The sequence below is a fragment of the Thermanaeromonas toyohensis ToBE genome (genome assembly GCF_900176005.1).
Lineage (GTDB): Bacteria > Bacillota > DSM-521 > Neomoorellales > Neomoorellaceae > Thermanaeromonas > Thermanaeromonas toyohensis.
The window spans coordinates 1,225,403-1,245,762 of sequence record NZ_LT838272.1; the positions used below are offsets into that span (position 1 = coordinate 1,225,403).

The window sequence follows — 20,360 nt, forward strand, 5'->3', positions numbered from 1 at the left end:
TTATGAAAGGAGGAAAAGCATGAAATCACGGGAACGTGTTCTAATGGCGTTACAGCACCAGGAACCAGATAGGGTTCCATTTGATCTTGGGGGAACAGTAACTAGTGGTATCCACAGGATAGCTTACAAGAACCTACTTGATTATTTGGGTATTAAGAAGGACGAGATTAGGATTGCAGAGATCCACCAGCAATTAGCAGATGTACATGAGGACGTTCTCCAGCGGCTAAAGGTGGATTTTAGACCTGTTTTTTCCAAACTGCCTGAGGGGTGGAAACCCGAGTTTAAGGAAGACGAAGAGTATATCCGCTTTAAGGATCAATGGGGAATTGGGTGGAGAATGCCTAAAGATGGGGGACTTTATTTTGATCTAGATACCCACCCTTTTGCCGGCTTTACTACCGTAGACGAGGTGGTAAATTATCGAGTACCCGATCCGGCTGATCGAAGCCGCCTGCGCGGGGTAAAAGAGGAGGCCCAGCGGCTAGCCGATACTACTGGAGCTGCGTTGTGTCTAGCTGGAGTATCGGCCGGCTTTCTGGAAATGGCCTATTGGCTTCGGGGTTATGAGCAATTCTTCGTGGACCTGGTATGGGACCCTAAAATGGCCAACGCCATTCTAGACAAAACGGTTGAAATTAAGATGAGATACTGGGAGATGGCCCTGAAAGAGTTAGGGGACATTATTGATATAGTTGTAGAGGCTGATGACTTTGCTTCTCAATTTGGACTTATTATTTCACCTGAGACCTACCGCAAATTTATTAAGCCGCGCCAGCAAGAATTATTTGCTACCATTAAGAAGAATTCCAATGCGTATATATGCTTCCACTCGTGCGGCGCCGTTTATGAGCTTATCCCGGACTTGATAGAAGTTGGCATAGATGCTCTGAACCCGGTACAAGTTAGTGCCGCTAATATGGATACCAAAAAGCTTAAGAAAGAGTTTGGAGATGTGCTCACTTTTTGGGGTGGTGGAGTCGATACTCAAAACGTCTTAAACCACGGTACACCGCAACAAGTAAGGGATGAGGTAAAAAGGAGAATAGATGACCTGGCACCAGGAGGAGGATTTATTTTTACTCCTGTGCATAATGTCCAGCCTGATGTGCCCCCTGAAAACTATATGGCTATGTGGGAGACGTGGGAGGAATATGGCAAATATAGGTAGATTCATAGCAGGATAAATTTAAGGGGGTTACAGTGTAATGATTGTTGGGGTGCCCAAAGAAATAAAAACTAATGAGAACCGGGTGGGGTTGGTCCCCGCAGGTGTTTCTGCGTTAACTAAAGCCGGACACAGAGTTATAGTTCAAAAATCGGCCGGGGAAGGCAGCGGTATTCCCGATGTAGAGTATGCTCGGGCAGGGGCCGAAATGGTAGATACCTTGGAAGAGGTTTACAGGGAAGCTGAAATGATAGTAAAGGTAAAAGAACCCCAACCTCAAGAGTATGAACTTTTTCGGGAAGGACAGATTTTATTTACGTATCTCCACTTAGCTGCAGAAGAAGCCTTGACAAAATGTTTGATTGACAAAAAAGTAATCGCTATTGCTTATGAAACAGTCACAGGTCCCGATGGTACCTTGCCGTTACTGACCCCCATGAGTGAAGTAGCCGGGAGAATGTCCGTGCAAATAGGGGCCCGGTTGCTCGAGAAGCATAATGGGGGGGCAGGGCTGCTACTAGGAGGAGTACCTGGGGTACCGCCCGCTAGAGTTACCATCATAGGCGGAGGTGTAGTGGGGACTAATGCAGCAAAGATTGCCTTGGGAATGGGCGCTCAAGTAACAATTTTGGACATAAATCCTGATCGGCTACGATACCTTGATGATATTTTCTATGGACGGATACAGACTTTAATGTCCAATGCTTATACCATCGCCGAGGCAGTACAAGATGCTGATCTCCTGATTGGGGCTGTATTAATTCCTGGTGCCAGAGCTCCCAAGCTAGTGACTGAAGAAATGGTTGAGGCTATGAGGCCGGGTTCCGTTATCGTAGATGTGGCTATTGATCAGGGAGGATGTATTGAGACTGTAGACCGGGTGACTACACATGCAGAACCGACGTATGTAAAGCATGGCGTAGTCCACTATTCTGTAGCTAATATTCCCGGTGCAGTTCCTCGCACTTCTACCTTTGCCTTGACTAATGTAACTTTACCTTACGTGTTAGAGTTAGCTAATAAGGGCTGGTTAAAAGCTATAAGGGAAAATCCAGGTCTTGCCAACGGCGTTAATATTATAGACGGCAAAGTGACCTGTCCAGGAGTAGCAGAAGCTTTTGGACTACCTTATTACCCGTTGCAAAATATTGTGGCATAATTTTGGGCTACTTTTCGCTCCTGACCGGAAAGGTAGGGTAGTCCGATGGGAAGCAATCTAAACTTGCGAGGCTCTATCCAAACCTAAAGGGACGGTACCATAACAAGCTCGCCGAGTGTTTGATGGTCTCCCTGACTGAAAGACATAACGAAATACGGGAGGAGGGACGGAGGAATATGGAAATCTTTGCCTATCTTCAAAAATACGACTACGAACAATTGGTGCTTTGCCATGACAAAGATACCTCCCTTAAGGCGATAATATGCATCCATGATACCACGTTAGGTCCTGCCTTGGGCGGTGTCAGGATGTGGCCATATGCCTCAGAAGATGAAGCTATCCTTGATGTTCTGCGTCTAGCCCGGGGTATGACGTACAAAAATGCAGCTGCAGGACTTAACTTGGGAGGCGGTAAAGCTGTCATAATTGGTGATCCCAGAAAAGACAAAACCGAAGAGTTGCTCCGGGCCTTTGGTCGATTTGTAGATACCTTAGGTGGCAGGTACATTACTGCAGAAGACGTCGGTACAAGCGTTGAGGATATGGAGTATATCCGCGCCGAGACCAAATATGTAGCTGGTTTACCAGAGTCAAGCGGGGATCCATCACCTTTTACGGCCTATGGTACTTATATGGGGATGAAAGCGGCTGCGTTATTTGTGTGGGGTAACAAATCCTTAGAGGGGAAGATTGTAGCTGTTCAAGGCTTGGGCCATGTAGGGTACGCCTTATGCCAATATTTGGCCGCAGAGGGCGTAAAACTTATAGTTACCGATCTATACCAGGAGAATGTAGAGCGTGCCGTAAAAGAACTGGGCGCTACAGCAGTAAGTCCCGAAGATATTTATAGCGTAGAATGCGATATCTACTCGCCTAATGCCTTAGGCGGGGTGCTCAATGATGATACTATTCCCAAGTTAAAATGCAAGATTATAGCTGGCGCGGCCAATAACCAGCTTAAAGAGGATCGGCATGGTGCCATGCTTCAGTCGCTGGGGATAGTATATGTACCCGATTATATCATCAATGCGGGTGGAGTCATAAATATTGCAGAAGAACTCCGGGGGTATGACCCAGAAAAAGCCAAAAGGCGGGTCGCTCGGATCTACGATAATGTCCTTAGGGTCCTTAAGAAAGCGGAAGAAGATAAAGTACCTACTTATGTGGCGGCCGATCGCGTGGCCGAGGAACGGTTAGAGCGGATAAAAAAACTACATTCTTTTTATCTACCTAACGCGACTTCTATGTATAGTTCGTCTGGATTTAGAAGGTGAGCAGAATTGCCGGTTAAGTTTGAAGAAGAAAGGTGCAAAGGCTGCGGTCTCTGTGTTCAAGCATGTCCGCGAGGACTAATTTCCCTTAATCATGGCCGGGTAAACACCAGCGGGTTTTACCCGGCCATGCTCAGCGACGCTGAGAAGTGTACAAGTTGTGGCCTCTGCGCCCTTATGTGCCCTGACACTGCTATAGTGGTATATGAGTAGGGGGCTCCGTTATTATGGAATGTCTTCAGCTAGTTAAAGGGAACGAGGCACTGGCGGAAGCGGCAATCCTTGCGGGATGCCGCTTCTTCGCCGGATATCCGATCACGCCTCAAAACGAAATACTGGAGTATATGGCTTGGCGGCTACCCCAGGTGGGGGGCTCCTTTGTACAGGCGGAAAGTGAACTAGCAGCCATTAACATGGTCTTTGGGGCTGCAGGTGCAGGCGCGCGGGCAATGACGGCATCCTCAGGCCCGGGGATAAGTCTTATGCAAGAAGGAATTTCTTATTTGGCTGCTGCTGAGCTGCCTGCAGTGATCGCTAATATGGCTCGGGGTGGGCCGGGTCTCGGAGGCATTCAAGCAGCACAGGGCGACTACTTTCAAGCAACTAAGGGTGGAGGTCATGGGGACTACCGAGTAATTGTCCTGGCACCAGCGTCTATTCAGGAAATGGTTGATATCACATTTACTGCTTTTGAGCTGGCTGACAGGTACAGAAATCCTGTAATGATACTTGCCGACGCTATTCTGGGGCAAGCTATGGAACCAGTCAGGCTAAAAGACCCGGGAACACAGGAAACGAGCGATTTCAAGCCCTGGGCAACGACGGGATGGGAGGGAAACAGACCTCGAAACGTTATTTACACTTTGTATCTAGAGCCAGAAGCATTAGAAGGGTTGAATTTGCGATTGCAACGCAAGTATGCTGAAATCTGCCAGAAAGAAAAGCGGTGGGAAGCAGTAGGATTAGCGGATGCGCAGGTAGCCTTGGTAGCCTATGGAACTGCATCACGCATATGTCGGCGTATAGTTGAGGTAACGAAGCAGCAGGGCTTGAGAGTGGCACTTATTCGTCCTATTACCCTATGGCCTTTTCCAAGCGAGGCTTTTGAAGAAGCTCTTGCGGCTGGTATCACTAAGTTTTTGGTAGTAGAAATGAACTATGGCCAAATGGTGGAAGATGTTCGCTTGGCAGTTAATGGTCGTGGAAAAGTTGCTTTTTACGGCCGGGGCGGTGGTATGATCCCAACACCGAAAGAAATTATAGCTGCACTTCAGAAGCTTATCCAGGAGGGATAGCTTACTCATATGAAGGTTAGGTTTGGTCGGCCTAAAGCCCTCACAGACGTGCCAACTCATTATTGCCCAGGTTGCACCCATGGTATTATCCATCGTTTAGTAGCAGAGGTGATCGACGAACTGGGGATTCAATCTAAGACAGTGGGGGTAGCAGCGGTCGGATGTTCTGTCCTTTCCCATAGATACTTCAATGTCGATATGCAGGAAGCAGCCCACGGGCGAGCTCCTGCAGTAGCCACTGGGATTAAAAGAGTATTGCCTGATCGTGTGGTTTTTACCTACCAGGGCGATGGAGACCTAGCCTCCATCGGGCTTTCAGAGATTGTACATGCAGCTGCACGAGGAGAAAACATTACGGTGATTTTTGTAAACAACGCTACTTATGGCATGACAGGCGGTCAAATGGCACCGACCACCCTCCTGGGGCAGAAAGCCACTACTGCACCAGAAGGACGCTTGGCTCAGACTGCCGGGTATCCTATCAGGATCTGTGAAATGCTCGCTACCCTTACCGGACCTTCCTATATTGCTCGAGTTGCAGTAAGCGCTCCCGCGCGCGTTATTACAGCCAAACGTGCAATTAGAAAAGCCTTTGAAGCGCAGATCAAAGGTGACGGTTTTTCCCTCGTAGAGGTGTTGTCTACATGCCCCATCAACTGGGGCTTATCGCCTGTAGAGGCCTTAAAATGGCTGGAAGACAACATGATACGTTATTACCCTTTGGGCGAATTTAAGAACTCGGAGGGGGCAACCCTTAAGTGAGACAGGAGATAATTATTGCCGGGTTCGGGGGCCAGGGTGTAATGCTCATCGGGGAGATTTTAGCTTATGCGGGTATGTTAGAGGGGAAGCGCGTTAGTTGGATGCCGTCTTATGGACCTGAAATGCGCGGGGGAACCGCGAATTGCTCTGTAGTTCTTACTGACGAGGAAGACATAGGTGTCCCCGTAGTAGCCGAACCCACGGTGGTGATCGCCATGAGCGAACCGGCATTACAAAAGTTTGCACCCCTGGTGGTTTCCGGAGGCCTGTTAATATTCAGCGAAGGCTTGGCTCCACAGAATATAAGGAAAGATGTGGTCCTTATGGAAATACCGGCAACAGATATTGCTGTCAGGCTCGGGGAGGCCCGGGTAGCGAACATGGTATTCCTTGGAGCTCTGGTTGGAGCGACGGGATGTGTGAGCCCCAAAGCTGTAATTTCCTCGCTCAAGGAAAAGCTCCCCCAGCGGTATCACAGCCTTCTACCTGTAAATGAAAGGGCAATAAATGAAGGTATTAGGCTTGCACATAAACTGCGAGGTGTGGTGGGTGTATAGAAAAGGGCCTTTCAGGATAGTAGCAATAAATTTAGGCTCTACTTCTACAAAAATTGCCATATATGAGGATGAGACTCCACTTTATGAGGGAGTTAAAAGACATTCTTACGAGGAGCTAGCTAAAGTTGGGCAAAATATCAATGAGCAACATATTTTCCGCTATCTGCATGTGAGGGAACTACTTACCACTTCAGGTGTTGATCTTTCTAATCTGTCTGCCGTTGTGGCTAGAGGTGGACTATTCAAACCGGTAGAGGGAGGAGTTTACCTGGTTAACGAACGAGTGCTTCAGGACGCTATTGTTGGAGTTCAGGGAAATCACATCAGTAATGTGGCTGTTCTTGTAGCCAAAGATATAGCTGAACGCTATGGTGTTCCTTGCTTTTTTGTCGATCCGCCTTGCGTAGACGAATTAGAGCCCATAGCTCGGTTTTCCGGAGTACCAGAGCTGCCCCGTACAAGTATATTTCACGCGTTAAATCTGAGGGCCGTTGCCAGACGTGTGGCTAAAGATAAGAATACTAGCGTAGAATACCTCAATTTAATCCTCGCTCATTTAGGCGGGGGTATTTCTGTTGCAGCTAGTAGGGCAGGACGTTTTATTGATGTTACTAATGCGCTGGAAGAAGGCCCCTTTTCACCGGAACGGGCCGGAAGTGTTCCTGTGTTGAAGTTAGTCGAGTTATGCTACAGTGGAAGGTTTACAAAGGAAGAGATAAAACAGAGACTCGTGGGTAAGGGCGGGTTAGTTGCATACCTTGGCACCAATGATATCTCAGAAGTCGAAAAGAGAGCTCTATCTGGAGACGGAGAAGCTGAGCTGATTCTGAAAGCAATGGCATACCAAATTGCTAAAGAAATTGGAAGTATGTCTTGTGCCCTCTCGGGGAAAGTTGACTATATTGTGCTTACTGGTGGAATTGCACATTCGACATTAGTTACCGCTAGTATTATTGAGCGGGTTCAATGGATAGCTGAGACACTTGTTTATCCTGGGGAGGAGGAACTGAGAGCACTAGTGGAGGGAGCGCTTAGAGTACTGAGAGGCGAAGAAACTCCCAAACTTTATGAATGAGAGAGGTCAATTCTAATGGCTAAAGTAGAAAGTCTTGCCCTAGCTGTTCAGACCATGGTTCCTGTTCTTCTGTGGGGACCACCTGGAACAGGTAAAACCTCCACTATAAGAGCGATATGTCAGGAATCAGAGTGGCACTCGAGGTAGTAATTTCTTCAATCCGGGAGCCTTCAGACTTTGCTGGGTTACCAGTGGTGGAGAACGTTCTGTCCGTTTTGTCCCACCATTATGGGCTACAAGAAATTTTAGAGGTTAGCAGGAATTATTGAGCCGATATTGAATTACTATATGCAAATAAAACAACTATGTTGCGTATTATACAACAGTAAGTTATTACAATATTGAAAAGGTATCTGCTCTGTCTAGCACTCTATATAATTGGAACGTTGGACAAGGAGAACTATCATCTGTTACCCCTTAATAAAAATACCAGTGAGGGGCATTACCTGGTTGCAGGTCTTTTTGGAATTTCAGGATATTAGAGTAGGTACGCAGGTTGGAGGTATTGTATTACCATGCGGGAACTCTCCAAATTAGTAACAGGCTTGAGAAGGTCTGGAATCAGGGAAATAGGAGATCTGGCCGCCAGCATGCAGGATGTCATCCATCTAGAAATAGGTGAACCGCTTTTCAGTACACCACCTCACATAATAGAGGCAGCATCTGAAGCAGCAAGGGTCGGTTTTACCAAATACACACCCAACGCTGGCCTCATGTCTGTCCGGAAGGTTATAGCGCAGCGCTTGAACGAAGACTACCACTTAAAGCTGACACCTGAGAACATAGTAGTGACTGTAGGAGGGATTGGGGCAATATCTAGCGCTGTGCGAGCTCTGATAGACCTGGGCGACGAGGTTTTAATACCCGATCCTGGCTGGCCAAATTATGAAATGACTGTGAAGTGCGCTGGTGCCGTACCTCGACGCTATCAGCTGGATCAGCTAAAGGGATTTGTTCCGAGTATAGAGGATCTAGAAAAGGTTGTAACTCCGAAAACCAAAGTGCTGATAATCAATTCACCTTCCAATCCCCTCGGAACAGTGTTTCCTGAGGCTGTAATGAGAGATTTAGTGGCCTTTGCCCGGCGGCATGACCTTTATATTATTTCAGATGAAGTTTATGAGAAAATCATATTTGAAGGAACACATGCCAGCGCCCTTTCCTTTGATACTGATGGCAGAGTAGTAGCGGTCTTCAGCTTCTCTAAGACTTATGCCATGACAGGGTGGAGAATAGGCTATGCTGTAGCTGCTGAACCCGTGGCAAAGGAAATCGCCAAGCTACAGGAAGTTTACGTATCTAGTGCTGCCTCTGTTTCCCAGAAGGCTGCAGAAGCAGCTATTACGGGGCCCCAGGATTGTGTTGAAGCCATGCGGAAGGCCTACCACGAAAACTTGAAAATTGCTTGTCAAGTACTTGATGATCTTGGCATTAACTACCATATGCCGCAAGGAGCCTTCTATATGTGGATTGAGGTGAACTGCGAGGATTCCATGGAATTTGCCAAAGCGCTATTGATGGAACAAAAGGTGGCCGTAGCACCTGGAGTCACCTTTGGACCTTCGGGCAAACGACATGTTAGAATTTCACTTGCTTCACCTCAGGAAGCTATCCGTGAAGGGTTGAGTCGGTTAGGGCTCATGCTTAGTAAAAGAGTTAGGTAAGGCTTTTAGATTAGTAGTGCTTAGCAATTACCAATTCAGGGATTTACATTAAGATTGCCCTGTATCGCATCAGCAACCTATTTGGACGCAAATTACCTAGCCCATACAGTGGAAGAACTGGTGCGTTGGGAAAACAGTAAGGACTAGTGGGTCTTCCATAGAGAGAAAAACTCTCTTAAATCGCAAAGATTTTCACTTTCCTCCTTTGCGGTGTAGTTGGCCGGGGCAGCCTGCTGTACCCCTTTTATCAGGCGGGATTTATAGAGTAACGAGCAAAATGGCGTAAGAAATGCGTAGAGATTTTTCGAGGATAACACACCTCCAACCTGGGTGGCTCTCTAGGTGGATGAAATAGCGCATGATTCCGGTACTCCTCCTTACATTTTTTTGGACCTCCCTTGAGAAGAGAAATTAGATTCTCTCGCCGCCATTTCAGGTAAGCAGGGAAAACCTTAGAATATTGAGGTGGGAGAATGCGTACCCTAGAGGACCTGATAGAAGCAGCCCGGAGACGTGGGGCAAAGAAGGTGGTTGTGGCTGCAGCCCACGGCGAAGAAGTTCTGCAGGCCATCAAGACTGCACAGGAAATGGGCTTGGCGAAAGCCCTCTTAGTGGGCGATGCTTTGCTTATTAGGTCCAGCGCTGAGAGGGTGGGGCTTGACCTGGCTAAAGACCAGGTGTGGCATGAAACAGATCCGGAAGGGATAGCCTATCGAGCTGTAGAACTGGTCTGGTCGGCTCAGGCTGATATTTTAATGAAGGGCTTGATAGATACAGCAACTCTGATGAAGGCTGTACTGGATAAACAGAGTGGGTTGCGGAGCGGGCGGGCTTTAAGCCATGTAGCTGTTTTACAGGTAACAGATATGAACCGCCTCCTTATCATCAGCGATAGTGGCGTAAATATTGCTCCTGATTTGACCCGAAAGGTTGAGATTATCCAAAATGCCATTGAAGTTGCTCAAGCCATAGGGGTTAGTCTGCCCAAGGTAGCTATCCTGGCGGCTGTGGAGACAGTGAATCCGGAGATGCCAGCCACAGTAGAGGCTGCTAATCTTGCAAAGATGGCAGAACGGGGTCAAATAAGAGGTGCTATTGTGGATGGCCCCCTTGCGCTGGACTTAGCTATTTCCCTCGAAGCTGCTAAGCACAAGGGAATAGATAGCCCAGTTGCTGGCGTGGCGGATATCTTAATAGTACCGAATATTGAAGTTGGGAATGTCCTACTTAAGGCCCTGATTCATCTTTCTCGTGCTAAAACTGCACAAGTAGTGGTGGGTGCTAAGGTTCCTCTTGTTGTGACGTCCAGGTCAGATACTTGCGAAACCAAACTCTTTTCACTGGCTTTGGGTTTGATGATGGTAAGGTAAAGGCTGAAGACATTGAGACTCGAGCATTTGGGAATTGATTGGGGAAGAAGCATGGGAGGGAAGACAAGGGGGACAGAAAGGGGTGTTTCCCTGGATTGTTGGTTGGAAATGGCTACCGGGAGCCGGGAAGGCAAGAAAGTATGAGGCGCCTGCTGTCTAGGATTACTGTTCAGCAAGCTAATATTGTCAAAAAACTGCGGTAGGGGGAGCCAAATCCACATTTCTGCAACGATGTCAGCTTGGTAATTTCCGAGTGTGAGCCAACCAATGGATGGTGTTTTTTACCTTCGTGATAGTTCTTTCCACGGCTGTTTTTACTCAGCGGTGTGTATACTGACGCTGTTGGCAGCTTTTATGAGGTAATACTGAAGAGGGTAGATAAGTATTGGTTTTGGTCAAAGAAACTATTTCTTCCCCAGAACCCCTCCTGACTGGTGCTAGGTAAGACATTTCCGCGAGAATGCCAGTGGTGGATACTTTCCCCAAAAGCTGGACAGTCAAGAGGGGTTATTCGGGCCTGTCGTGTCATAAGTAGATAGCCTTTTCAATATCCTTTCCGAATAGGCTCAGGGAAGCTTTATTTGGGGGGTTCCAGCAGTCGCGATTCATCGCGCGGCCTTACACCATAGCACTGTCACAGCTTTTAACCGATGTACAAGCCGGCTACTGCAACCGGGCTTAGAGTGCTGGGTGCACAGCCAGGGGAATAATAACATACGTCAGCAGTGGGGCCGCACTCTTTATCTAGCACTGTAAGTGCTAGGGGCAATGGTATAGCCCTGAAACCATCTTCACACATAGTTTCTGTTGGGAACCCCCAAAACCTTTTTTCGCTATCTACTTTTCAAGGACGAAACGGTAAACAGTGGAATTAACTATCATACCAGGAGGCAAGAAAGGTGAGAATCATAGATTTGCGCAGTGATACAGTTACTGTCCCCACTAAGGAAATGCGGCTAGCCATGGCCGAAGCTGAGGTAGGTGATGACGTTTATGGGGAAGACCCTACCGTAAACAGGTTACAAGAAGTAGCAGCCGAACTAGTTGGCAAGGAGGCCGCCCTTTTTCTACCCAGTGGTACGATGGCCAACCAAGTTGCCATTCTGACCCATACGGAACGTGGGCAGGAAGTTATTCTCGATGAAGAATCGCACATTTATTACTATGAGGTAGGGTCTCCAGCCATGTTGGGAGGGGTGCAGCTAAAGCCCGTCGCCGGGTTGCTATCTGAACGTGGGCCAGAAGTTCTGCGCCAAGCTTTTCGTCCCCCGGATATTCACTTTCCTCCTACTAGCCTTGTTTGTCTGGAAAATACTTTTAACCGGGGCGGCGGGGTAGTTATTTCTCAAGGTATAATGAAGGAAATATATGAATTGGCAAAGGACCGAAATTTAACCGTACACTTGGATGGTGCGAGAATATTTAATGCTAGTGTGGCAGCAGGTTGCAATGTGCGCGAATTTACTAGGTTTTGCGATAGCGTAATGTTTTCCCTCTCCAAGGGGTTGGGCGCGCCAGTAGGTTCCATCCTCGCCGGTTCCCGGGATTTTATTGAAAGGGCAAAACGTTACCGCAAGGCGTTGGGTGGGGGCTGGCGGCAGGCTGGTATATTGGCTGCGGCGGGCCTGGTAGCCCTCCAGAATATTTCCCGGCTGGCAGAAGATCATGCCAACGCTCGCCGTCTGGCGGAAGAATTAGTTGGACTTCCCCAGCTACTGGTAGATTTAAGCAAAGTCCAAACCAATATAGTAGTCGTAGAGGTTAAAGGCCAGTGGACGGCTGCTGAGTTTGCCCAAAAGCTATACTTTAAGGGTGTGAGATGCAGTGTCATGGGGCCAAACACAGTCCGCTTTGTTACTCATAAAGATGTTTCCAGGGAGGATATTGAACTAGTCATATCCATAGTCAAACAAATTTTTGTACCTTAATAACTCTGTATCGCAGGGAGCGCCTCCAGCTAGAGCGCAATTTTTTTGTGATGGCGAAGGAACAGAAATTTTAACTGGCCCGGCGATTTTTGTGGTATTATAAGAAACTGCAGGTATCCAACGGATAAAAACGATTTAGGTAGTAAAAGAAGGGAGAGCCGTTGGAAGGGCTAAAACTGTTAGTGGTATTTATATTAATTATGGTGCTTCTTATGCGGCGGGCTCCTTTAGGGCCAGTAATGTTAGGCGGTTCTGTCCTCCTGGCTATCCTTTACCGTACGAGCCCGGGGGCCTTTCTAGGTATGGTTTGGCGAGCTACTCAAAATCCGGCTACTATCGAACTGCTCGCCATTTTAACTTCCATTATGCTTTTGGAGCATCTTCTGGGGAAAGAAGGTTATCTTGAGAAGATGTTAAAAGGGCTAAGGGGACTTTTCCAGGACCGTAGAGTGATAATGGCCCTTATACCAGCTTTTATCGGTCTTATGCCCTCAGCAGGCGGGGCTATTTTTTCGGCTCCTTTAGTAGGGCAGGCGGCAGCCAGCGGTGGTATTGCGGCTGAAGAGAAAAGTTTTGTCAATTACTACTACCGCCACATCTGGGAATACTTCCTGCCACTGTACCCCGGGGTTTTGTTAGCCTCTCGCCTGAGCGGTCTGCCGCTACCCCATTTAATTACAGCTTTAGCTCCTTACGGACTTCTAGTGGTCCTCCTGGGGTTACCTATACTATGGCGGTTACCACCCCTAAAGGAAGAAGAAGAGGGGCCTGGAGAACGGTTAATAAGGGCAAAAGAATTCTTCACCGGTACTCTGCCCATCTTGGTGGTATTGGCCTTAAGTTTAATCGCCCAAATTGAAGTGGGGCTGGCCGTAGGAACAGTAGTGGCCGTTCTTTTGATACGCCACCGTTATAATCCTTCAAAATTGTGGCACCTGTGCAGGGAAGCTATTACGGTTAAAACCCTTGTATTGGTATGGGGCATCATGGTTTTTAAACAGGTGCTGGTGGATACAAAGGCAGTAGAGAGTCTGCCGCCTTTACTGGGAAGACTACCAGTACCCGGGTTTTTAGTTTTCGGTTTCTTAAGTTTCCTAGTAGGCATGCTGACAGGGCTTATGGCCGCCTTTGTGGGCATTACCTTTCCCCTTATTACAGCCAGTATGGGTGACCAACTGGGCTTGCCTTTAGTAGTGTTCGTCTTTATTGCGGGATTTACAGGTACCATGTTAAGCCCTCTGCATCTATGCCTGGTGTTGACGGTGGACTTTTTTAAAGCCGATGTACGCAAAGTATTCCGCCTGTTAGTGGGTCCCGAGATAGCTTTGATGACTATCGCCCTGCTTGGATATTTGTTCCGTATATAGCTGAAACTGATATCACTCTGTCAAAGCTCTAACCTTGACGGCCCCACCAAGAGAGGGTATAATTTTAAACCGATGGGCAATGCCTTGGATCGTATGACGCGCATAGGCCGGCTGTATGATTTTTATGGGCCCCTGCTTACTCCTAAGCAGCGCCAGTGGCTCGAGCTACATTACCATCATGATCTCTCTTTAGGGGAAATCGCCGCAGAATGCCGTGTCAGTCGTCAGGCTGTTCACGATGGTTTGCAACGTGCCGAGAAAGCTCTAGAAGATTATGAAGCCCGCCTGGGCTACCTAGAAAGATACTTACGGGAAAGGGAAAAGCTAGAAGAAATAAGACGCGAGCTACATAACTTCCGCCAGAAAGGATCCTGGGAAAACTTCGATAAGGCTCTAGAATTGCTAGACCAGCTCCTTGGATGGCCAGCAGGTGGAGGTACCCAGGAACAAGGGGAGGGATCATGATGGTGCTTTTTGGATCCCTTGCAGAAAAGCTCCAAAATACTTTGCGGAAACTCAAAAGTAAAGGTAAGCTAAGCGAAGCGGAGGTCAACGAGGCTTTAAGGGAAATAAGGTTGGCCCTCCTCGAAGCCGATGTTAATTTTAAGGTAGTAAAGGAGTTCTTAAGCAAAGTTAAGGAGCGTGCTGTAGGCCAGGAAGTCCTCGAAAGCCTTACACCAGGCCAGCAAGTGGTAAAGATAGTATATGAAGAGTTGGCGAATTTGATGGGCAGTCACGAGAGCAAGATCAATTGGGCGAGCCGCCCGCCCACAGTCATCGTGCTGGCCGGTCTTCAAGGTTCGGGGAAGACTACTACGGCTGCGAAGCTAGCTTATTTTTGCCAGAAACAGGGGCGGCGCCCCTTGCTTGTAGCTGCGGATGTTTACCGTCCGGCCGCGGTGGAACAGCTAAAAATCCTGGGCCAGCAGTGCCAGCTTCCTGTTTTTAGCCTGGAGGAAGGATGCAGCCCGGTAGATATTACCCGCTTGAGCCTAGAACAGGCAGTAAAATCTGGTTATGACCCGGTAATAGTGGATACGGCGGGGCGTTTGCATATCGATGAAGAGATGATGGATGAACTTAGGGCTATAAAGGGAACCATTCAGCCCCATGAGGTATTGTTGGTCTTGGATGCCATGACCGGGCAGGATGCAGTGAAAGTGGCGGAGACCTTCCACCAGCAGGTCGGGTTAACAGGGGTTATTTTAACTAAGCTGGATGGCGATACCCGGGGCGGTGCGGCCCTTTCAGTGCGCGCCGTAACCGGTTGTCCTATAAAATTTATTGGTGTAGGGGAAAAGGTGGAGGCCTTAGAGGCCTTTCACCCTGACCGCATAGCGGCCAGGATCCTGGGCATGGGGGATGTTTTAACTATAATTGAGAGGGCCCAGGCTGCCTTCGACCAGGCCCAGGCCCGGGAGTTCCAGCGGAAACTTCGGCAAAAGGATTTTACCCTGGAAGATTTCCTGGAGCAATTAAAACAAATAAAAAAGATGGGATCCCTGGATGAGCTTTTAAGTTTGTTTCCAGGGAGCGGGCCCTTCAAGCAGTTAAAGGGCCTCCAAGTTGATGAGCGCGAGCTCCTCCATATGGAGGCCATAATTCAATCTATGACCCCGGAGGAGCGGCGTAACCCTACCATCATTAATGGTAGCCGTAAAAGGCGTATCGCCGCGGGGAGCGGAACCAGCGTACAAGCTGTAAACCGGCTGCTCCGCCAGTTTAGCGAAGCCCAGAAGCTAATGGAGCGCTTGAGCGAGCTAAGTTCGGGTAAAAAAACTAAAGGGAAGGGGTTTTTCCCCTTTTTAAGCTAAATGCGGCGCAAAAAAGCTTAAGCAAAAAATTAAGAGTAGGAGGTGAAAAGGAGGAGTGGCCACCCGGATAAGGCTTAAGAGGATGGGCGCCAAGAAGTCCCCCTTTTACCGGTTGGTAGTGGCTGATGCGCGTTCTCCGCGGGATGGCCGGGTGATAGAAGAGCTGGGATACTATAACCCTGTGCGCCAGCCTGAGGAAATAGAAGTGGATGAAGAGAAGGCTCTCCGGTGGCTCAAAGTGGGAGCCCAGCCTTCAGAGACAGCCCGAGCACTTCTGGAGAAGGCAGGGGTGTGGCAGAAATTCATAGCTTCCAAACAGGCCAAGTAGTTAACGAAGGGGAGGTGTAACAGTGAAGGAACTAGTAGAAACTTTGGCCAAGGCTCTGGTGGACAATCCAGATCAGGTAAGCGTGACCCAGATCGAAGGAGAAAAATCGGTGATTCTAGAGTTGAGGGTGGCGCCCTCGGATATGGGTAAGGTTATAGGCAAACAAGGCCGGATTGCCCGGGCTATCCGCACTGTAGTAAAGGCAGCGGCTGCCCGGGAGGGTAAACGGGTAGTGGTGGAGATTATCTAGCCCTATGGATACAAAACGTATAGCAGTAGGGAAAATATTAACTACCCACGGCCACCGTGGTGAGGTTAAGATTTGGCCGTGGACAGACTTCCCCCAGCGCTTCCGGCCGGGTACCAGGTTATGGTTACGTTCCGCGCAAGGCTACCGGCGGGTAACGGTGACTAGTTCCCGTCCCCACGGCCGGCATCTTATCCTTAAGTTTGCTGAGATACCCGATATGACAGAAGCAGAAAGATTGCGGAACACTATTTTGGAGGTCGATCCCTGGGAAGTAGAGCCTTTACCGCCCGGCCGGTATTATGTCTTTCAGCTTGTCGATTGCCGGGTGTTTACAGAAGAGGGAGAGTTTCTAGGTAGCCTTAAGGATGTGCAGAAGACAGGGGCTAATGATGTATTTGTGGTAGTTACCTTGGAGGGGAAGGAAGTTTTGCTTCCTGCCTTAAAGGAAGTAGTAAAAGAGATAGATGTTGCTAACAAAACCATAAAAGTTAAACTCCTTCCTGGGCTTCTGGATTAAGGGGGAAGGCCGGAGTGCGGGTGGATGTACTTACTATTTTCCCCCGTATGTTTACAGGCCCCCTGGATGAAAGCATTGTTAAACGAGCGCGGGAGAAAGGGTTGTTGCAAGTTAATTTAGTAGATATACGGGATTTTTCTTTGGATAAGCATCGTACAGTAGATGATTATCCTTATGGCGGAGGACCAGGGATGATCCTCCGGCCAGAACCGGTTTTCCTGGCGGTGGAATCCCTGCTTCAAGGGGGAGCTGGGAAGAAACCCCCGATAATCCTTTTATCTCCCCAGGGAGAAGTGTTTAATCAAGCCATGGCCCAGGAACTAGCCCAGGAAGAATGGCTTATCCTTATCTGTGGCCATTACGAGGGAGTAGACGAAAGGATACGGGCTTATCTCGCCACCCGGGAAATATCGATAGGTGATTATATCCTTACGGGTGGAGAGCTACCAGCCATGGTTTTGATAGATGCTATAACCCGCCTTTTACCTGGAGCAGTGGGGGCTGAGGACGGGCCCCGGGAAGATTCCTTCGCCTGGGGTATTTTAGAATATCCGCAGTATACCCGTCCCCGTTCTTTTCGGGGCTTAGAAGTTCCTGAGATCCTCCTTTCAGGTGACCACGAAAAAATACGTGTCTGGCGCCGTAAAAAGGCTTTAGAGCGGACTTGGCTAAAGAGGCCGGACCTTTTAAAGAAGGTTTCTTTAACTGAAGAAGATCGCCGGTTGCTAGAGGAGATTGTAAAAGAGAATCAAGGAATGCTATAATACGGAAGGGGGGCAAAGGAAATGAACCTCTTGGAAAGTGTGGAACAGGAGCAGATGCGCCAGGATATCCCCTCTTTTAAACCTGGGGATACGGTGCGGGTGTACGTAAAAGTTATTGAAGGCAATCGCGAACGTACTCAGGTATTCGAAGGAGTGGTTATCGGTCGCAGGGGGAAAGGATCCCAGGAAACCTTTACTGTACGTCGTATATCCTATGGCGTGGCAGTAGAAAGGATTTTCCTTTTGCATTCCCCTCGTATCGAACGGATCGAGGTCGTACGGCGAGGAGATGTACGCAGGGCTAAACTTTATTACCTGCGGCAACGTAAGGGAAAGGCAGCCCGCATAAGGGATGAAAAATAGCTGTATAGGAACAAGGGGTTGAAGGCGCAGCCCCTTGTTTGGTTTTGAAGAGGTGGCGGGGATGAGCGTGGTAGAAGAGAAGAGGGGGGGTTTTTTAACCGAGGTTTTACAGGCCCTCATAACGGCGGGTATATTAGCTTTCATAATTCGGACCTTTTTAATAACCCCTTTTTATATTCCCTCCCGGTCCATGGAGCCGACCCTTTACCCTGGGGATCGGATCCTAGTCAACCGGTTAGCTTATCGCTTCGGTGAGCCACAGAGGGGAGATGTATTAGTATTCCGTTACCCCTTGGATCCTAGCCGGGATTACATTAAACGGGTAATTGCTGTAGGTGGCGATACTATTGAGGCCCGGCAAAACAGGATTTATGTGAACGGTCAGGCCCTTGAGGAAAGCTATGTACCTCCGGGTGTGGTATACAACGATTTTGGGCCCATTAAGGTTCCCCCCAATACTTACTTTATGATGGGTGACAACCGCAATATAAGCGCTGATAGCCGGGTATGGGGGCCATTAGAGCGCAAGCTCATTATTGGAAAAGCTGTATTCATTTTCTGGCCTTTAAATCGCTTAGGGTTTATTAAGTGAAGATGCTTACCTCCTCCGATATTAAGCGCTATCTAAAGGTAGTAGACGTGGTCCTGGAAGTGGTGGAGGCTCGTCTGCCTGCCTCCAGCCGTCCTCCTGATTTGGGAAGCTTGCTTAAGGGTAAGGAAACTATACTGGTCTTAAATAAAGCTGATCTCGCCGATTTTACCGCCACTAGGCGATGGTTAAACTTTTATAGAGCGCAGGGACAGCTAGCTGTGGAGATGAATTCCCAAACAGGGGAAGGTTTAGCTAAACTTAAGTATCTTCTTCGGAAGTTAGCAACCGCCAAGAAAGAGAGACTTAGCCAGCGAGGTATCTTAAGCTCACCTTTGCGGGTAATGGTGGTAGGTATTCCTAATGTAGGGAAATCCTCTTTGCTAAACCGACTGGTGGGTCGAGCAGTGGCGCGTACTGGTGACCGGCCAGGTATAACCCGGGGTCCCCAGTGGGTACGGCAGCTTAAGGAATGGGAAGTGCTAGATACCCCTGGAATCTTGGGTATTTCCATGAGACAAGAAAGGACAACCCTTCTCCTCCATGCTTTAGGCTGTATTCCTGAATGGAAGGTTTCTCCAGAAGAAGTAGCAGCAGAGTTAATTTGCACTTTGCAGGAGCAAGGTTGGCGAACTCAGGAGGACTGTGAGGAGATTCTGGATAAAGTTGGAAGAGAGCGAGGTTTTTTAAAGCCTGGGGGCGAGGTGGACCGAGAGAAAGCTGCGCGCGTTTTTATTCAGGAGTTTCGGCGAGGAGATCTGGGGAAGTTTACCTTGGAGTGGCCGCCTATAGATATAAGCTTTTTCGGAGGGAGCGGGGAGGAAAGTGCCGGCTGAGGAGGGGAAAATAGCTGTTTTGATTGCCGATGATCATCCTTTAGTCCGGGAAGGGATAAGGAAGATCCTTTCTCTTGAGCCTCGCATAGTGGTTGTGGGCGAGGCTGCGGATGGTCATACGGTTATAGAACTGGCTCGGAAACTTAAACCCCGTATCATCCTTATGGATATAAATCTGCCCTTGATAAACGGGCTAGAGGCCACCAGAGTTATCCGCCGCGAAGTTCCCCAGGCCGAGGTTATAGCCCTTACTATCCACGAGGAAGAAGAGTACATAATGGAGCTTTTCAGGGCCGGCGCGGCCGGGTATTTGCTAAAGGATATTAGTGCAGAGGGACTAGTGGAGGCCATTTTGCAGGTAGCCCAGGGTGTGCCTGTCATCCATCCAGGGGTAACTAAAAAGATGTTACGCCTACTTACAGAATCCCCTTGCGAAGGCCCCAAGGCTCCGGGAACATCCCTTACCCGAAGGGAAAAGGAAATTTTAGCTTATGTAGTGAAGGGAGAATCTAACAAACAGATAGCCCGGCGCTTGTATATTAGTGAAAAAACGGTTAAGAACCATTTAACCCGCATCTTTCGTAAAATTGGAGTTCAAGATCGTACACAAGCGGCGGTTTACGCCTTGAAACATGGGTTAACTGATGCTACCCTAGAATAGGTGAGCGCGGTTGGGAGACGAGCTCTACCTCTGGGAAAAAAGATTGGCAGCCCGGGGTATAAGGTACATAGCCGGCGTAGATGAAGTAGGCCGCGGGCCCTTAGCAGGCCCCGTGGCAGCGGGCGCCGTGATATTACCCCCGGGTTTGTTTTTACCAGGACTTATGGACTCTAAAAAGCTTTCACCGCGGGAGCGCGAACTCTTGGCGGCGGAGATAAAGGCCAAAAGCCTTGCCTGGGCTATAGGCTGGGCTTCGGTAGTGGAAATAGATTGTCTAAATATCGCAGTGGCCTCTCGCCTGGCCATGCAGAGAGCAGTGGCTGCCCTAAAACTTAAGCCGGAGCATATTTTAGTAGATGCTTTTCCCTTACCTGGTATACGGATAGCCCAGACGCCCCTTATAAAAGGCGACGTTTTAAGCGCTTCCATAGCTGCAGCTGCTATTTTAGCCAAAGTAGCCAGGGATAAACTGATGGAGAGTTACGATCGTGTTTTTCCGGGTTACGGATTTAGCCGGCATAAGGGTTATCCTACCTTGGAGCACCGGGCAGCTCTGGCTGCTTACGGACCCACACCCATCCATCGGAAGAGCTTCAGATTGGTTTGGTAACAGAGTAGGAGG

24 protein-coding genes are annotated in these 20,360 nt (G+C 48.6%); all 24 read left to right on the forward strand.

The genetic code is table 11. The features are described 5' to 3' along the window. The first annotated feature begins 19 nt into the window (after positions 1–19). The gene (locus B9A14_RS06060; protein WP_197686570.1) at positions 20–1,171 is read left to right on the forward strand and encodes a uroporphyrinogen decarboxylase family protein; all 1,152 of its coding nucleotides are present in this window, start codon (positions 20–22) and stop codon (positions 1,169–1,171) included. A gap of 37 nt (positions 1,172–1,208) precedes the next feature. Beyond that, positions 1,209–2,327, forward strand: a complete 1,119-nt coding sequence (gene ald / locus B9A14_RS06065) for an alanine dehydrogenase (protein WP_084664772.1) — start codon at positions 1,209–1,211, stop codon at positions 2,325–2,327. A gap of 176 nt (positions 2,328–2,503) precedes the next feature. Continuing rightward, positions 2,504–3,601 carry a Glu/Leu/Phe/Val dehydrogenase dimerization domain-containing protein gene (locus tag B9A14_RS06070; RefSeq protein WP_084664774.1) on the forward strand — a complete coding sequence of 366 codons (1,098 nt, stop codon included), beginning with the start codon at positions 2,504–2,506 and terminating at the stop codon, positions 3,599–3,601. Positions 3,602–3,607: 6 nt separating this feature from the next. After that, the gene (locus B9A14_RS06075) at positions 3,608–3,811 is read left to right on the forward strand and encodes a 4Fe-4S binding protein (RefSeq protein ID WP_084664776.1); all 204 of its coding nucleotides are present in this window, start codon (positions 3,608–3,610) and stop codon (positions 3,809–3,811) included. Positions 3,812–3,825: 14 nt separating this feature from the next. Beyond that, positions 3,826–4,893 carry a 3-methyl-2-oxobutanoate dehydrogenase subunit VorB gene (gene vorB, locus B9A14_RS06080; protein ID WP_084664778.1) on the forward strand — a complete coding sequence of 356 codons (1,068 nt, stop codon included), beginning with the start codon at positions 3,826–3,828 and terminating at the stop codon, positions 4,891–4,893. Between the two features lie 9 nt (positions 4,894–4,902). Continuing rightward, on the forward strand, positions 4,903–5,655 hold the full coding sequence (locus B9A14_RS06085; protein WP_084664780.1) for a thiamine pyrophosphate-dependent enzyme: 753 nt from the start codon (positions 4,903–4,905) through the stop codon (positions 5,653–5,655). Beyond that, entirely contained in the window at positions 5,652–6,212 is a 561-nt protein-coding gene (locus B9A14_RS06090; protein ID WP_084664782.1) for a 2-oxoacid:ferredoxin oxidoreductase subunit gamma family protein, read from the forward strand. Before B9A14_RS06085 ends, B9A14_RS06090 begins: the two co-directional genes overlap by 4 nt. Beyond that, positions 6,163–7,287 (forward strand): butyrate kinase, encoded by a 1,125-nt coding sequence (gene buk, locus B9A14_RS06095; RefSeq protein ID WP_084664784.1) that lies wholly within the window; start codon positions 6,163–6,165, stop codon positions 7,285–7,287. Before B9A14_RS06090 ends, buk begins: the two co-directional genes overlap by 50 nt. A gap of 54 nt (positions 7,288–7,341) precedes the next feature. Continuing rightward, positions 7,342–7,434 carry an AAA family ATPase gene (locus B9A14_RS18230; RefSeq protein ID WP_422938467.1) on the forward strand — a complete coding sequence of 31 codons (93 nt, stop codon included), beginning with the start codon at positions 7,342–7,344 and terminating at the stop codon, positions 7,432–7,434. A gap of 368 nt (positions 7,435–7,802) precedes the next feature. Further along, on the forward strand, positions 7,803–8,951 hold the full coding sequence (locus B9A14_RS06105; RefSeq protein ID WP_084664788.1) for a pyridoxal phosphate-dependent aminotransferase: 1,149 nt from the start codon (positions 7,803–7,805) through the stop codon (positions 8,949–8,951). Between the two features lie 473 nt (positions 8,952–9,424). After that, positions 9,425–10,321 (forward strand): bifunctional enoyl-CoA hydratase/phosphate acetyltransferase, encoded by an 897-nt coding sequence (locus B9A14_RS06110; RefSeq protein ID WP_084664790.1) that lies wholly within the window; start codon positions 9,425–9,427, stop codon positions 10,319–10,321. An 899-nt stretch (positions 10,322–11,220) separates the two neighbouring features. Then, positions 11,221–12,249, forward strand: a complete 1,029-nt coding sequence (gene ltaE / locus B9A14_RS06115) for a low-specificity L-threonine aldolase (RefSeq protein ID WP_172839055.1) — start codon at positions 11,221–11,223, stop codon at positions 12,247–12,249. A gap of 182 nt (positions 12,250–12,431) precedes the next feature. Continuing rightward, positions 12,432–13,616: a DUF401 family protein gene (locus B9A14_RS06120; protein ID WP_269456776.1), complete on the forward strand. Its 1,185-nt coding sequence runs from the start codon at positions 12,432–12,434 to the stop codon at positions 13,614–13,616. 72 nt (positions 13,617–13,688) lie between these two features. Beyond that, the gene (gene ylxM, locus B9A14_RS06125) at positions 13,689–14,081 is read left to right on the forward strand and encodes a YlxM family DNA-binding protein (protein ID WP_084664794.1); all 393 of its coding nucleotides are present in this window, start codon (positions 13,689–13,691) and stop codon (positions 14,079–14,081) included. Then, positions 14,081–15,430 (forward strand): signal recognition particle protein, encoded by a 1,350-nt coding sequence (gene ffh / locus B9A14_RS06130; protein ID WP_084664796.1) that lies wholly within the window; start codon positions 14,081–14,083, stop codon positions 15,428–15,430. Before ylxM ends, ffh begins: the two co-directional genes overlap by 1 nt. A gap of 55 nt (positions 15,431–15,485) precedes the next feature. Next, positions 15,486–15,758 carry a 30S ribosomal protein S16 gene (gene rpsP / locus B9A14_RS06135; RefSeq protein ID WP_084664798.1) on the forward strand — a complete coding sequence of 91 codons (273 nt, stop codon included), beginning with the start codon at positions 15,486–15,488 and terminating at the stop codon, positions 15,756–15,758. Between the two features lie 22 nt (positions 15,759–15,780). After that, positions 15,781–16,008 carry a KH domain-containing protein gene (locus B9A14_RS06140; protein ID WP_084664800.1) on the forward strand — a complete coding sequence of 76 codons (228 nt, stop codon included), beginning with the start codon at positions 15,781–15,783 and terminating at the stop codon, positions 16,006–16,008. Between the two features lie 4 nt (positions 16,009–16,012). After that, a complete protein-coding gene (rimM, locus tag B9A14_RS06145; protein ID WP_084664802.1) occupies positions 16,013–16,525 on the forward strand; it encodes a ribosome maturation factor RimM in 513 nt (170 codons plus the stop codon). A 14-nt stretch (positions 16,526–16,539) separates the two neighbouring features. Next, positions 16,540–17,289: a tRNA (guanosine(37)-N1)-methyltransferase TrmD gene (gene trmD, locus B9A14_RS06150; protein WP_084664804.1), complete on the forward strand. Its 750-nt coding sequence runs from the start codon at positions 16,540–16,542 to the stop codon at positions 17,287–17,289. Between the two features lie 21 nt (positions 17,290–17,310). After that, the gene (gene rplS, locus B9A14_RS06155; protein ID WP_084664806.1) at positions 17,311–17,652 is read left to right on the forward strand and encodes a 50S ribosomal protein L19; all 342 of its coding nucleotides are present in this window, start codon (positions 17,311–17,313) and stop codon (positions 17,650–17,652) included. A gap of 61 nt (positions 17,653–17,713) precedes the next feature. Further along, on the forward strand, positions 17,714–18,244 hold the full coding sequence (lepB, locus tag B9A14_RS06160; protein ID WP_084667061.1) for a signal peptidase I: 531 nt from the start codon (positions 17,714–17,716) through the stop codon (positions 18,242–18,244). 2 nt (positions 18,245–18,246) lie between these two features. After that, entirely contained in the window at positions 18,247–19,077 is an 831-nt protein-coding gene (ylqF, locus tag B9A14_RS06165; RefSeq protein ID WP_084664808.1) for a ribosome biogenesis GTPase YlqF, read from the forward strand. Then, positions 19,067–19,738, forward strand: a complete 672-nt coding sequence (locus B9A14_RS06170) for a response regulator (protein WP_157109792.1) — start codon at positions 19,067–19,069, stop codon at positions 19,736–19,738. The genes ylqF and B9A14_RS06170 overlap by 11 nt, the downstream gene beginning before the upstream one ends. 10 nt (positions 19,739–19,748) lie before the next feature. Further along, positions 19,749–20,348 carry a ribonuclease HII gene (gene rnhB, locus B9A14_RS06175; protein ID WP_084664810.1) on the forward strand — a complete coding sequence of 200 codons (600 nt, stop codon included), beginning with the start codon at positions 19,749–19,751 and terminating at the stop codon, positions 20,346–20,348. The last annotated feature ends 12 nt before the right edge of the window (positions 20,349–20,360 follow it).